The 13,131-nt window shown below is 69.3% G+C and carries 10 protein-coding genes and 2 pseudogenes; 10 read left to right on the forward strand and 2 right to left on the reverse strand.

Annotation, left to right across the window (positions count from 1 at the left end; all coding sequences use genetic code 11):
• Positions 1-9 precede the first annotated feature (9 nt).
• From OMK73_RS26475 to gspF, 10 genes and pseudogenes are all read left to right on the forward strand, one after another.
• Positions 10-504, forward strand: a complete 495-nt coding sequence (locus tag OMK73_RS26475) for a prepilin-type N-terminal cleavage/methylation domain-containing protein (protein WP_267604594.1) — start codon at positions 10-12, stop codon at positions 502-504.
• Positions 501-929, forward strand: a complete 429-nt coding sequence (gene gspI, locus OMK73_RS26480; protein WP_267604595.1) for a type II secretion system minor pseudopilin GspI — start codon at positions 501-503, stop codon at positions 927-929. Before OMK73_RS26475 ends, gspI begins: the two co-directional genes overlap by 4 nt.
• On the forward strand, positions 907-1,632 hold the full coding sequence (locus OMK73_RS26485) for a PulJ/GspJ family protein (protein WP_267604596.1): 726 nt from the start codon (positions 907-909) through the stop codon (positions 1,630-1,632). Before gspI ends, OMK73_RS26485 begins: the two co-directional genes overlap by 23 nt.
• Positions 1,629-2,660 carry a type II secretion system minor pseudopilin GspK gene (gspK, locus tag OMK73_RS26490; RefSeq protein ID WP_267604598.1) on the forward strand — a complete coding sequence of 344 codons (1,032 nt, stop codon included), beginning with the start codon at positions 1,629-1,631 and terminating at the stop codon, positions 2,658-2,660. The genes OMK73_RS26485 and gspK overlap by 4 nt, the downstream gene beginning before the upstream one ends.
• 355 nt (positions 2,661-3,015) lie before the next feature.
• Positions 3,016-4,429 (forward strand): annotated as a pseudogene (gspL, locus tag OMK73_RS39385) (type II secretion system protein GspL).
• 23 nt (positions 4,430-4,452) lie between these two features.
• Positions 4,453-5,070: a type II secretion system protein M gene (locus OMK73_RS26505; RefSeq protein WP_420715576.1), complete on the forward strand. Its 618-nt coding sequence runs from the start codon at positions 4,453-4,455 to the stop codon at positions 5,068-5,070.
• Positions 5,070-5,900 (forward strand): type II secretion system protein N, encoded by an 831-nt coding sequence (locus OMK73_RS26510; protein ID WP_267604605.1) that lies wholly within the window; start codon positions 5,070-5,072, stop codon positions 5,898-5,900. The genes OMK73_RS26505 and OMK73_RS26510 overlap by 1 nt, the downstream gene beginning before the upstream one ends.
• A gap of 53 nt (positions 5,901-5,953) precedes the next feature.
• Positions 5,954-8,371: pseudogene (gene gspD, locus OMK73_RS26515) on the forward strand (type II secretion system secretin GspD).
• An 8-nt stretch (positions 8,372-8,379) separates the two neighbouring features.
• Complete coding sequence (gene gspE / locus OMK73_RS26520; protein ID WP_267604607.1) at positions 8,380-9,918, forward strand: type II secretion system ATPase GspE; 1,539 nt, start codon at positions 8,380-8,382, stop codon at positions 9,916-9,918.
• 16 nt (positions 9,919-9,934) lie between these two features.
• Positions 9,935-11,152, forward strand: a complete 1,218-nt coding sequence (gene gspF / locus OMK73_RS26525; RefSeq protein ID WP_267604608.1) for a type II secretion system inner membrane protein GspF — start codon at positions 9,935-9,937, stop codon at positions 11,150-11,152.
• A 79-nt stretch (positions 11,153-11,231) separates the two neighbouring features.
• On the opposite strand, the gene OMK73_RS26530 is transcribed toward gspF, so the two are convergent.
• Positions 11,232-11,807 carry a hypothetical protein gene (locus OMK73_RS26530; RefSeq protein WP_267604610.1) on the reverse strand — a complete coding sequence of 192 codons (576 nt, stop codon included), beginning with the start codon at positions 11,805-11,807 and terminating at the stop codon, positions 11,232-11,234.
• Positions 11,711-13,072 carry an NYN domain-containing protein gene (locus OMK73_RS26535; RefSeq protein ID WP_267604611.1) on the reverse strand — a complete coding sequence of 454 codons (1,362 nt, stop codon included), beginning with the start codon at positions 13,070-13,072 and terminating at the stop codon, positions 11,711-11,713. The genes OMK73_RS26530 and OMK73_RS26535 overlap by 97 nt, the downstream gene beginning before the upstream one ends.
• Positions 13,073-13,131: the final 59 nt, after the last annotated feature.

Consider the following 13,131-nt stretch of genomic DNA (forward strand, 5'->3'; position numbering starts at 1 on the left):
CGCGCAGCCATGAGCACCTGGCCACAGGAACGGCGAATCCGCGGCCATCGCGGCCGCGGCTTCACCTTGCTCGAACTGCTGGTGGTGATGGTGATCGCCGGCATCGTGATCTCGCTGGTAGCCGTCAATGCCGCGCCCAATGAGCGCGGCCGCGTGCTCGACGACGGCCAGCGCATTGCGCGCCTGTTCGAGCTCGCGCAGGAAGAAGCCCAGCTGCGCGCCCGGCCGATCGCCTGGGAGGCCGATACGGTCGGCTGGCGTTTCCTGCAAGCCACGCCGGCCGGCTGGGCCCCGCTCGCCGGGGATGTGTTCGCGCCGACCAAATGGCGCCTGCAGCTCGACGGCGTGGCCGTTACCGAAGGCGGGCGCGGCAACGGCGGCGCGCGCCTGGAGTTCGGGCGCGAGCTGATCGAAGGCCCCCAGCATGTGGTGCTGGTGCGCGGCGGCATCCGCGTCGACGTGGCCAGCGACGGCGCCGGCCGCTACTTCGCCAGCACGCCATGAAGCGCCTCCCCAGATTTTCCCCGTCTGCCCGCACTCCCTGGCGCTCGCCGGCGCGCGGTTTCACCCTGATCGAGGTGCTGGTCGCCCTGACCATCCTGGCCGTGGCGCTGACCGCCGCCATGCGCGCGATGGGATCGATGATCGAGGCTGGCTCGGCCTTGCAGACCCGCATGCTGGCCGAGTGGAGCGCCGAGAACCACCTCGCCACCTTGCGCCTGTCCAAGACCTGGCCCGAGCCCGGCACGCGCGGCTACGCCTGCCCGCAGGGCGGCGTGGAGCTGTACTGCGAGGAAACCATCTCGGGTACGCCCAACCCCTCTTTCCGCCGCGTCGAGATCGCGGTCTACCCCTCCGGCGCCGACAAATCCGTGCGCCTGGCCTGGCTAGTCACCATCGTTCCCAATGAAACGCGCAACCTGCTTTAAGTGCCTTGGGCGGCCACGCCCGGCCGTGGCCATGCGCGGCTTCACGCTGCTGGAAATGCTGGTGGCCATCACCTTGCTGGCGGTGATCGCAGTGATCGCCTGGCGCGGCCTGGACGCGATGACGCGCGGCCGTGAGCGCCTGACCGACCACGACAACCGCCTCAATACGCTCAAGCTGCTATACGGCCAGTTCCAGTCCGACTGCGAGCACCTGACCAGCCCGACCCTGCTGCAGGGCAGCCCGGTCGAGCTCGGCAATGGCCAGTTGCTGATGGTGCGCGACCGCCGCGACGAGGGCCGCCCCAGCCAGTGGCAGGTCGTCGTCTACCGCCTCGACGGCAACACCGTGGTGCGTGCGGCCAGCCCGCCGGCAGACAACCGCAGCGCGGTGCAAGCCGCGATGATCACGCTGCGCCAGGCGGGCGGCGGCGGCAACCTGGCTCGGCCGCTGGTGGGCGACGCCGACAGCCTGTCGGCGCGCGTCTGGGTGGAGCCCGGCGGCTGGCAGGCCGAGAACGGCCGCATCGCCGCCGCGCTGCTCAGCGGCAATGCCAGCGCCAGCGCGGTGGCCGCCTCCGGCGTGAGCGCCAGCCTGGGCGTGGCCACCACGGCGGTGCGCGCGATCGAGCTCAACCTTACGGCGCGCATGGGCGATGGCGACACGCCGCGGCGCTTCCAGAAGATCTGCATGACCGGCCTATGAGCAAACGCCCCGCTCCCCTTGTGCTGGCGGGCCGCAGCCAGCGCGGCGCCGCCGTGGTCACGGCCCTGCTGGTGGTCACGCTGGCGGTCGTGGTGGTATCCGGCATGCTGTGGCGCCAGCAAGTGCAGATCCGCTCCATCGAGAACCAGCGCCTGCTGGCCCAGGCCAGCTGGATCGAGCGCGCGGCCGTCGACTGGGCCCGCTTGATCCTGCGCGACGACCAGCGCCGCACCAGCGTGGACCAGCTGGGTGAGCCCTGGGCGGTGCCGATCGCGGAAACCCGCCTGTCGGACTTCCTCGGCGCCGGCCTGCGCACCGACCAGGAAGGCGAGACTTCCTTCCTCTCGGGCCGCATCCTCGACGCCCAGGCCCGCTTCAACCTCTCCAACCTCGTCCTGTGGACGGCCAGCGAAACGCAAGGCCGGGTCGCCACCATCGATGCCCCCAGCCTGGCGATCTATCGCCGCCTGTTGCAGACGCTGGGCCTGAACGCCTCGCTGGCCGAGCCGACCGCGCGCTACCTGGTAAGCGCCGCCGGCGCCAGCAATGGCGCCAGCAGCGACAGCCAGCGCGGGCTGCGCGCGCCCGACGACGTCAACGACCTGCTCGCCATTCCGGGCTACACGCCGGAGATCGTGGCCACGCTGGCACCCTTCGTCGACGTGCTGCCCGAGCGCACGCTGGTCAACGCCAATACCGCCGAGGCCGAAGTGCTGGCCGCCGTGATCGACAAGCTGCCGCTGGACCGCGCCCGCGAAGTGGTGCGCCAGCGCGACCGCGCCTACTTCAACAACATCGGCGACCTGCAGACGCAATTGCGCACGCTGGCGCCGCAGGCCGACCCCAACACCGCCACCAGCACGCTCGACGTACGCACCCACTATTTCCTGATCTACGGGCTGATCCGCCACGAGCGCGCCAGCCGCATGCAGGTCTCGCTGGTCTACCGCGGCGAAGTGCTGGGCAACGCCAATACCACCCGGGTGGTCTGGGTGCGCGATATCGACCGGATGCCGGAGCAGCGCTGATCGTGCAACCCCTCGCCCGTCTGGCCGTCATGGCTGGCGGATTTTGGGATCATGCTGTCGGATCGCGCCGGGCGAAAAGGGTTAGCGTGAGGTGGCCGCAAACGGCCAGCGCGCGCTTCCCGGGCGTTTGACCAGCAGCATCAGACAGATACGTATTGACGCCAATTCGTCACACAGGCAAGGTATGCTCCGGCCCGGCGGAAGCGGTAGTCCATGGACCCTGGCGCCCGCCCGTCCTGTGCCGCCAGCAGTACCGCAGCCGGCGTCAACCATGCAGCGGCGCAGTCCGCTGCATGGGTCACATGCCCCCGCTATCGTTCATTGACGCCATTGTTGGCGCTGTAGCAAGGAAATCTTGAGCACCACCCTGTACGTCCGCCTGCCGCATCGGCCGCACGACCAGCCGCAACCCTGGCACTTCGGCGCCCTGCCGTTTGCCCTGGTCCGCACGGCCGTCGCCGACCGTAGTCGCCGGCAAGGCCCCCAGGCGGCCGGGCAGCTGTTGCGCGAAGGCCACGCCTCCATCTCCGAACTGCCTCCCGCCGAGCGCCTGGTCCTGATCATGGCGGCCAGCGATGTGCTGCTGACGGGAGCCACGGTGCCACCACTTGCGCCGGCGCGGCTCAAGCTGGCGCTGCCGAATCTGGTCGAGGAGGTGCTCGCCACAGATGCCCAGCCTTGCCATATCGCCGTGGGCCCGGCCCTCGACGCACTGCCGGGCAAGGCGGCCAGCGGCTCGCGCCGGCGCTTGCTGATGGTGACGGACCGCGCCTGGCTGCGTGCTGTGCTGGACGCCTTTGCCGAGCATCGCCACCGCCGGCGCCACGTGTTGCCAGCGCAGTTGTGCCTGCCCCTGCCGCCCGTGGCGCAGCCCACTGATGCCGGCGCCGATGCCAGCGCCGACCGCGCCGGCAGCCCCCGCGGCCACGACGCCCATGGCCGCGCTGGCGCTCGAAGCCGCCTCGCTGACCAGCGCATCGCCCCTGTTTGAAACGGAGGGCGTACCCGCGCCAGCCGAGCTTTCGCGCTACTGGCAACTGACCGTGCGCAGCAGTGAGTACGCCGGCTACGGCCTGCTGCTCGGCTCCGAGGCGCTCGCCGCCTGGCAGGGGCTCGCCCTCGCCGGTGACTGGTACGCCTCACCGGATGCCCTCGCGCAGGTGGCGCCGTCTGGCGCGCACCCGCTCGACTGGCGGGCATGGATCGAAGGGGCGCAGGCCAGCCTGCGCGAGCCCGCGCTCGACCTGGCCCAGTTCGAATTCGCCCAGGGCCGCGCCGACCGTTGGAACCTCAAGGCCTGGCGCCTGCCGCTGGCGCTGGCCGCCGGCCTGGCGGTGGTCCAGCTGATCGGCATGAACGTCCATTGGCTGCTGCTGCGCCAGGAAGCGCAGCGCCTCGCGGCCGCTCAGGAACAGACGTTGCGCAGCGCCTTTCCGCAAATCCCCGTGGTGATCGATCCGCCGCTGCAGATGCGCCGCCAGGTCGAGCAGCTGCGCCTGGCGAGCGGCCGCAGCACGCCTGACGATTTCCTGCCGCTGGCCGACCGCTTCGGCCAGGCCGCGCGCCAGCTCGCGCCGGACGCGCTGCTGGCGCTCGAGTACCACGGGCACACCTTGTTCGCCACGCTCAAGCCTGGCACCGACACCAACGCGCTACGCAGCGCGGCGCGCCAGTCCGGGCTGGCCATGGAAGCCGACAACAGCCCGCCCGACGCCTCGCGCGCCAACGCACCGGCCGGCACGCGCTGGTCGATCAAGCCCAGCCTGTGAGCGCGGACCGCCAAGTGAACCCGATGAAAGACACCGCACCCAAGCCCGGCCCCCGCGCCACCCAGCGCAGCCCGGCTGGCCGCGCGCGCGTCGCGGACCGGCTCGCGCGCCTGCGCCCGCGCGTGCCGCAGCGCTGGCAGGAACGCTTCGATGCATTCTGGTCGGCGCGCAACCCGCGTGAGCAGGCCATCCTGGCCGGCGGCAGCGCCGTGCTGGCGCTGGTGATCGGCTACACCGTCCTGTGGGAACCCGCCGCCGACGGCCGCGCCAAGCTGCAGCGCAGCCTGCCGCAGCTGCGCAGCGACTCCGCGGAGATGGAAACGCTGGCGCAGGAAGCGCGCGGCCTGGCGGCCAGCCCGGCCCCGTCGCTGCGCGGCGAGGCGCTCAACCAGGCCTTGCAGGAAAGCCTGGCCCAGCACGGCCTCAAGGCCACCCGGCTCAACGGCACCGGCGACAATAGCGTGCAGGTGCAGCTCGACAAGGTGCCGTTCGGCTCTGTGGCCAGCTGGCTGCAGGACGTGCGCCAGCAGCAGCGCCTCAAGGTCATCGATACCCGCATCGTCTACGTGGGCGCCACGGCCATGGTGAACGTCACCGCCACCCTGCAAGGCCCCGCGGCGAATCCGGGCGGGCGCGGCTGATGGCGCGCCTGGAAGCCCTGAGGCTCGCCCGCCGCCGCGTTGCCAGCCCTCGTGGCTGGCAACGCGCGGGCTGGCTTGCACTTGGCTGCGTCACCGTGGCGCTGACCGTGCTGGCGGCATTTCCCGCGGCATGGATTGCCGATAGCATTGCCAGCCAGAGCCAGCGCCGCGTGTTGCTGGCCGATGCCGATGGCTCGCTGTGGAACGGCAGCGCCACCCTGGCCCTGTCGGCCGGCGCCGGCAGCGAGACCGCCACCGTGCTGCCCGGGCGGCTGCAATGGTCGGTGGCATTCTGGCCGTTGCTGACCGGCACGCTGCGCATGGTGGTCAGCCACACCGAGGCCATGAGCGGCCCGGTCGCCGTGGTGGTGACGCCGTTTGGCTGGACTGCCCAGGCCGGCGCCATCCGCATGCCCGCGGCGTTGCTCGAAGGCGTCGGCGCCCCCTTCAATACCCTGCGCCCCGACGGACTGATGCGCATCGACTGGTCCGGGCTGCAAGGGCGCTTCTTTGCCCGCGCCGGCGAGCCGGGCGGCGCAGGTGGCATGACCGGCCACCTGACCGTGCGGCTTGACCAAGTATCATCGGCCGTCAGCAGGGTGCGCCCGCTTGGCAGCTACCGCGCGGAGATCGACTGGTCCGGCGCCGACGGCAAGCTGCAACTGACCACCCTCGCCGGGCCGCTGCACCTGCAGGGCAACGGCACGCTGGGCCGCCAGGCGCGTTTCGAGGGTACGGCCGATGCCGACCCCGACGCCGCTACGCAATTGGTAGGCCTGTTGAGCCTGCTGGGACGACGTGAGGACAATGTGACACGGCTGCGCTTCTGACCCCGGCGGCGGTGCGAAACCTTCGCGCCGACGCCCGCAGCCCGGAACCGAATATGAAAACCCAAGCCCTTCGACCTTCGCTCAAGACCCGCTGCGCCCGCGCCACCGCGCTGCTATGCGGCCTCTCCCTGCTGGCACCCGCGCCGCTGTGGGCCCAGCAACCGAGCCAGCCGGCGGCCCAGCCGGGGCAGCCGCCCGACCTGACCCCGCGCAACCGCGACCAGGTCGTGCTCAAGCTTCGTCAATGCCGACCTGGAATCGGTGGTGAAGGCGGTGGGGCAGGCGACCGGCAAGAACTTCGTCATCGACCCGCGCGTGAAGGGCTCGGTGAACCTGGTGACCGAGCAGCCCGTATCGCGCGCGCAGGCGCTGGAAACGCTGGGGTCGGTGCTGCGCATGCAGGGCTATGCGATGGTCGAGAGCAACGGCTTCACCAAGGTGGTGCCGGAAGCCGACGCCAAGCTGCAGGGCTCGCCCATCGTGATCGGCAGCGGCAGATCCCGCGGCGACCAGGTGGTGACGCAGGTGTTCCGCCTCAACTATGAGTCGGCCAACAACCTGGTGCCGGTGCTGCGCCCGATGATCGCGCCGAACAACACCATCACCGCCTACCCGGCCAACAACACGCTGGTCATTACCGACTACGCCGAGAACCTGCAGCGCCTGGGCCGCATCATCGCCGCCATCGACGCGCCCGCCTCCGGCGAGGTCGAGCTCGTGCCGCTCAAGAATGCCATCGCCAGCGATACCGCGCTGGTGCTGCAAAAGCTGCTGGACCCGGGTTCCGCCGGCGCCGCCGGCGGGGCCGTGGCCGGCGCGGACGCCAGCCTGCGCACCTCGGTGGTGGCGGAGCCGCGCAGCAATTCGCTGATGATCCGCGCCTCCAGCCGGGCACGGCTGCAGCAGGCGCGCCAGTTGATCGAGAAGCTCGACCAGCCCTATGCGCGCCCCGGCAATATCTGGGTGGTGCCGCTGAAGAACGCTGAAGCCACCAAACTGGCGCAGACGCTGCGCGCCATCGTCGCGGCCGACAGCTCCTTCAACACCAGCCAGGCCGGCACGCCAGGCGCAACCGGCGCGGGGGCATTGCCAGCGGCACCGGCCTGCTCAACACCTCGACGCCCAACACCGGCCAGTACACGGGCGGCAGCACCGGCAGCTCGCGCAGCGGCTCGGGATCCGGCACCGGCGGCTCGGCCTTCGCGAACTCGTTCGCCGCCAACACGTTGCCGACCACCGGCGGCATCATCCAGGCCGACCCGGCCACCAACTCGCTGATCATCACGGCCAGCGAGCCGGTCTACCGCAACCTGCGCGCGGTGATCGAAGACCTCGACACGCGCCGCGCGCAAGTCTATATCGAGTCGATGATTGTGGAGGTGTCTTCCACCCAGACCGGCCAGCTGGGCATCCAGTGGCAGGGCCTGCTCAACTCGCGCAACAGCAACACCAACGTCTTTGCCGGCACCAACTTCGGCACGGGCGGCCAGAACATCATCAACCTGACGGGTGCCGCCGCCGCGATCAACGCGAACGGCGTGGCGGCCATTCCGAGCGTCTCGAGCCTGGTGCCCGATCTGGCCGGCCTGAACCTCGGCATCGTCAACCGCGCGATGGGGCTGGGCGCGCTGCTGCATGCGCTGGGCAGCGACGGCAGCGTCAACCTGCTGTCCACGCCAAACCTGATCACGCTGGAGAACGAGGAAGCCAAGATCCTGATCGGGCAGAACATCCCGGTCACCACCGGCTCCTATGCGCAGACCGGCGGCGCCGCCTCGGTCACGCCGTTCCAGACCTTCGACCGCAGGGACGTCGGCATCACGCTGCGGGTCAAGCCGCAGATCACCGATGGCGGCCTGGTGAAGATGCAGATCTACCAGGAATCGTCGTCCGTGGTGCAGGGCACCGCCGCCCTCACCCAGGGCCCGACCACCAATGTGCGCTCAATCGAAACCAATGTGCTGGTGGACGATGGCCAGATTATCGTGCTGGGCGGCCTGATCGAAGACACCTACGGCGACGGCGTGCAGAAGGTGCCGGGCCTGGGCGACCTGCCATGGATCGGCGGGCTGTTCCGCTACGAGAACAAGAACCGCGGCAAGACCAACCTGCTGGTGTTCCTGCGTCCGTACGTGATGCGCACCGCTGGCGCGACCGACCGCCTGACGCAGGACCGCTACGACTACATCCGCGGCCTGCAGCAAGGTTTCGCCTCGCCCAACATCATGGTGCGCGACGGCAACACGCCGGTCCTGCCGCCGACGGACGCGCCCATGGCACCGTTCGTCGATCCGCGCTCGCGCGGGCCGGTGCCGGGCCCGCTGCCGCTGGAGCAGACGCTGCCGCAATCGCAGCAACAACAACAGCAAAGGCAGCCCCAGGCGCAAGCGCCGTCGGCCAACGGCACCCCGCTGCCGCCGGGCGTCAATCTCGGCAACGCCACGGTGGACGCCGTGCGCCCGGTGAACTGAGACACGCCATGGCCACAAGCATCGCCCCCGCCGCAGTGTCCGACGAACCGCTGGAGCCGCCGTCGACCATCGCCGCGCGTCTCGTCACGTACGGCTTCGCGCGCGAGGCCCGCCTGCTGATCGCGCACCAGCGCACCGATGGCCTGGAGGTATGGGTCAGCCGCGCCACCTCGCCGGCGGCGCTGGCCGAAGTGGCGCGCGTGCACGGGCCGCTGCGCCTGCGCGTGCTGGAACCCGAGGCGCTGGAGCTCGCCATGTCCGAGGCCTACAACCGCCAGGACAGCGGCAGCGCGGCGCAGGTGGTTGGCGAGGTGGAAGGCGAAGTCGACCTGTCGCGCCTGATGCAGGACATTCCCGCCGTGGAAGACCTGCTGGAGTCCGAGGACGACGCCCCCATCATCCGCATGATCAACGCGCTGCTCACGCAGGCCGCGCGCGAAGGCGCCTCCGATATCCATATCGAGCCATTCGAGTCGTCCTCGGTGGTGCGTTTTCGCGTGGACGGCACGCTGCGCGATGTGGTGCGCCCCAAGAAGGCGCTGCACGGCGCGCTGATCTCGCGCATCAAGATCATGGCGCAGCTCGATATCGCGGAAAAACGCCTGCCGCAGGACGGCCGCATCACGCTGCGCGTGGGCGGGCGTCCCGTGGACGTGCGCGTCTCCACCCTGCCCACCGGCCACGGCGAGCGCGCGGTGCTGCGTCTGCTCGACAAGGAAGCCGGCCGCCTGGACCTGGCCAAGCTCGGCATGGCGCCGGGCACGCTGGGCGGCTTCGATCACCTGATCCGCCAGCCGCACGGCATCGTGCTGGTGACCGGGCCGACCGGCTCGGGCAAGACCACCACGCTGTATGCCGCGCTCTCGCGGCTCGATTCGCGCACCACCAACATCATGACGGTGGAAGACCCGATCGAGTATGACCTCGACGGCATCGGCCAGACCCAGGTCAACCCGCGCATCGACATGACCTTCGGCAAGGCGCTGCGGGCCATCCTGCGCCAGGATCCGGATGTGGTGATGATCGGCGAAATCCGCGACCTGGAAACCGCGCAGATCGCGGTGCAGGCCTCGCTCACCGGCCACCTGGTGCTGGCCACGCTGCACACCAACGATTCCGCCTCGGCGGTGACGCGGCTGGTCGACATGGGCATCGAGCCCTTCCTGCTGTCGTCGTCGCTGCTTGGCGTGCTGGCGCAGCGGCTGGTACGCCGGCTGTGCCAGCACTGCAAGCGCGAGGAAGTGATCGAAGTCACACCCGACGAAGCCGACGTGCTGCTGGCCCAAGGCAAGCCGCTGCAGCGCGTGTGGCATGCGGTAGGTTGCGACAAATGCGGACACTCCGGCTACCAGGGGCGCATGGGCGTGTACGAACTGCTCAGCGTGGACGACGAGATCCGCACCATGATCCATCGCCAGTCGGCCGAATCCGAGATCAAGAAGGTGGCCCTGGAGCGCGGCATGCACACCATGCGCCGCGATGCGCAGCGCTGGATCGACTCGGGCGCGACAGCGCTGGAAGAAGTCTTGCGCGTCACGCGCGACTAAGGGCGAGCCGAGAGACATGCCAGCCTATCGTTACGAGTCCGTCGACGCCGCCGGCAAGACCGAGCGCGGCGTCATCGAAGCCGACAGCCCCAAGCAGGCCCGCGCCCAGTTGCGCTCGCGCGGCCTGACGCCGCTCAATGTGGATCCTCTTGCGGGCGTAGGTGGTGTGCAGAAGAGCAGCACCGCTGCCTTCGTGCGCCGGCTCTCCACGCAAGAGCAAGCGCTGTTCACGCGCCAGCTCGCCAGCCTGATCGTGGCCGGCCTGCCGCTGGACGAAGCGCTGGCGGCGCTGGCCGACCAGGCCGAGCGCAGCTATGTGCATGAACTGCTGGCCGGCATCCGCGCGGACGTGGTCGGGGGCAGCTCGCTCTCGGTGGCGCTGTTGCATCATCCGCGCGATTTTCCGGATATCTACCGCGCACTGGTTTCCGCTGGGGAGCACTCCGGACACCTCGGGCTGGTGCTGGAGAAGCTGGCGGACTATATCGAGACGCGCAACTCGCTCACCGCCAAGATCCGGCTGGCCTTCACCTACCCCGCCATCGTCACGGTGGTGGCCTTCGCCATCGTGATCTTCCTGCTGTCGTATGTGGTGCCGCAGGTAGTGAGCGTCTTCGCCAACACCAAGCAGAAGCTGCCGACGCTGACCATCATCATGCTGGCGCTGTCGGATTTCGTGCGCAACTGGTGGTGGGCGGCGCTGGCTTTCATCGTGGCCGTGAGCCTGGGGATACGCAGCCTGCTGCGCCAGCCCGGTGTGCGCCTGGAGTGGCACCGCTGGCTACTGACCGCGCCACTGGTGGGCAAGCTGATCCGCGGGTACAACACCGCGCGCTTCGCCAGCACGCTCGCCATCCTGGTTTCCGCCGGCGTGCCCATCCTGCGCAGCCTGCAGGCAGCCGGGGAGACGCTGACCAACGAGGCGCTCAAGGCCAATGTGGATGACGCCACCACGCGGGTGCGCGAAGGCGCGTCGCTGGCGCGTGCGCTGGCGGCGCAGAACCAGTTCCCGTCCGTTCTCGTGCACCTGATCCGCTCCGGCGAAGCCACCGGCAACCTGCCGATCATGCTGGAACGCGCGGCGCAGGGCGAAGGCGCGGAACTGGAGCGCCGCACGCTGTTCCTCACCAGCCTGCTCGAGCCGCTGCTGATCCTCAGCATGGGCGTGGTGGTGCTGCTGATCGTGCTGGCGGTGCTGATGCCGATTATCGAGATCAACCAGCTGGTGCGTTAGTCATAAGGCCCGGCGGCGCAAGCCGCTGAAATGCAAAACGGCGCCTTGCGGCGCCGTTTTGCATTCTGACGAGTGTGGCTTATTCAACCGCCTTCGCCGTCTTCTTCGGAGCGCGCTTGGCCGGTGCCGCGGCTGCCTTCTTGGCAGCGGGCGCAGCCTTTTTGGCGGGAGCGGCGGCTTTCTTGGCCGGCACGGCAGCCTTCTTGGCAGCTACAGCGGTCTTCTTTGCCGGTGCTTCCGCTTTCTTGGCGGGTGCTTCAGCCTTCTTGGCCGGAGCGGCTGCCTTCTTGGCGGGCGCAGCGGTCTTCTTGGCGCGGGCCGGGGCCTTGGCCTTTACCTCAACCGCGGGCTCGACCGGCTCGGCAACTTCGACGGCTTCGACGGCTTCGATCGCTTCGATGGCTTCCACTACCGGAGCGACTTCGACGACCTCGGCAATCTCAACGGCTTCCTCGACCGGAGCCACCTCGACGACCTCGACGGCTTCGACCACCGGCGCCACCACGGTAGAGGACGGCGCCACGAAGATCGAGCTGTCGATCGGCCACGGGATCTCGCTCAGCGTGACCTCGGGCTTGGGCGGCTTGCGGCGGCGGCCATTCGATTCGCCGTTGTCGCCGGCATCGCTGTCGTCTTGCTCGTCGAACGACTCCACGCCATTGGAGGCCTGCTCCACGCGCTCCAGCACGTCCATCGGATCCACCACGAACGACGGGGCGGTTTCGCTAACGGGAGCCGGGGGGCAAATTCGGGCACCGGTGCGGGCTGGACAGGCAGTGCGGACTGCTGCGCACGCTCCGGCCGCGAGCCCTGCTGCTGAGGGAAAGGCTGGCGATCGCCGCCACGCCGCTTGTTGCGGCGATTCTCACGCCGCTCGCGGTTGTCACGGTTCTCGCGGTTCTCGCGGTTCTCACCCTGAGGGCTTTCAGCCTGGGGAATCTCGCCCTGACGGATCTCAGCCTGACGGTTCTCGCCTTGACGGTTCTCGCCTTGACGGTTCTCGCCTTGACGGTTCTCGCCTTGGCGGCTCTCGCCCTGACGGTTCTCGCCTTGGCGATTCTCGGGCTGACGGCTCTCGCCTTGACGATTCTCGGGCTGACGGCTCTCAGCCTGGCGGTCGTCGCCCTGACGGGGCTCGGCTTCACCGGACTTCGAACGGCGCTTCAGGCGCACCCACAGCGTCTTGTTGTTGTTGCCGTTGCGGGTCTCGACTTCGAACAGGCCGGTGGCAGCAACCAGCTCGGAGAGCTTGCCGTAGCCGTAGTTGCGCGAGTCGAACTCCGGTGCCTGCTTGGCGATATGGTTGCCCATGCCGCCGAGCGTGGCCCAGCCTTCTTCGTCCGAGACCGCCTGCGAGGCGCTTTGCAGCAGGCGCACCAGGCGCGAATCCTGGCGCAGCTCGCCGCTGTTGCGCTTGCGCGCGGGCGCGGCGGCGCCGTCGGCTTCCGTATCGGTGTCGGCGTCGGCGTCACTGCGCAGCACGTCGGCAAAGATGAACTTGTCGCAGGCCGTGACGAAGGGCTTGGGCGTCTTGCGTTCGCCAAAGCCGTACACGGTCAAGCCCTGCTCGCGGATCCGCGAGGCCAGGCGGGTGAAATCGCTGTCGCTGGAGACAATGCAGAAGCCATCGAAGCGGCCCGTGTACAGCAGGTCCATCGCGTCGATGATCATCGCGCTGTCGGTGGCGTTCTTGCCGACCGTGTAGCGGAACTGCTGGATCGGCTGGATGGAGTGCGACAAAAGGCGCTCCTTCCAGCCGGCGAGGTTGGGCTTGGTCCAGTCGCCATAGATCCGCTTGACGGCGGCTACGCCGTACTTGGCGACTTCGGCCAGCAGGCCTTCGACGATGGCGGGCGCCGCGTTGTCGGCGTCGATCAGCACAGCCAGGGTCGCAGTGCCCTGGCGGGAGGAAATAGTCATGTTGGGTCCTGGAGGCCGGTCGGCCTCGGATGGGGCGGGTTGCACCGGGGCGCAATCCC

Source organism: Cupriavidus sp. D39, from assembly GCF_026627925.1.
GTDB classification, from domain to species: domain Bacteria; phylum Pseudomonadota; class Gammaproteobacteria; order Burkholderiales; family Burkholderiaceae; genus Cupriavidus; species Cupriavidus ulmosensis.

Excerpts from the sequence above, each read along its gene's own strand:
- OMK73_RS26475 (WP_267604594.1), top strand. The coding sequence starts at position 10 with ATGAGCACCTGGCCACAGGAACGGCGAATCCGCGGCCATCGCGGCCGC.
- gspI (WP_267604595.1), top strand. The coding sequence starts at position 501 with ATGAAGCGCCTCCCCAGATTTTCCCCGTCTGCCCGCACTCCCTGGCGC.
- OMK73_RS26485 (WP_267604596.1), top strand. The coding sequence starts at position 907 with ATGAAACGCGCAACCTGCTTTAAGTGCCTTGGGCGGCCACGCCCGGCC.
- gspK (WP_267604598.1), top strand. The coding sequence starts at position 1,629 with ATGAGCAAACGCCCCGCTCCCCTTGTGCTGGCGGGCCGCAGCCAGCGC.
- OMK73_RS26505 (WP_420715576.1), top strand. The coding sequence starts at position 4,453 with ATGAAAGACACCGCACCCAAGCCCGGCCCCCGCGCCACCCAGCGCAGC.
- OMK73_RS26510 (WP_267604605.1), top strand. The coding sequence starts at position 5,070 with ATGGCGCGCCTGGAAGCCCTGAGGCTCGCCCGCCGCCGCGTTGCCAGC.
- gspE (WP_267604607.1), top strand. The coding sequence starts at position 8,380 with ATGGCCACAAGCATCGCCCCCGCCGCAGTGTCCGACGAACCGCTGGAG.
- gspF (WP_267604608.1), top strand. The coding sequence starts at position 9,935 with ATGCCAGCCTATCGTTACGAGTCCGTCGACGCCGCCGGCAAGACCGAG.
- OMK73_RS26535 (WP_267604611.1), bottom strand. The coding sequence starts at position 13,072 with ATGACTATTTCCTCCCGCCAGGGCACTGCGACCCTGGCTGTGCTGATC.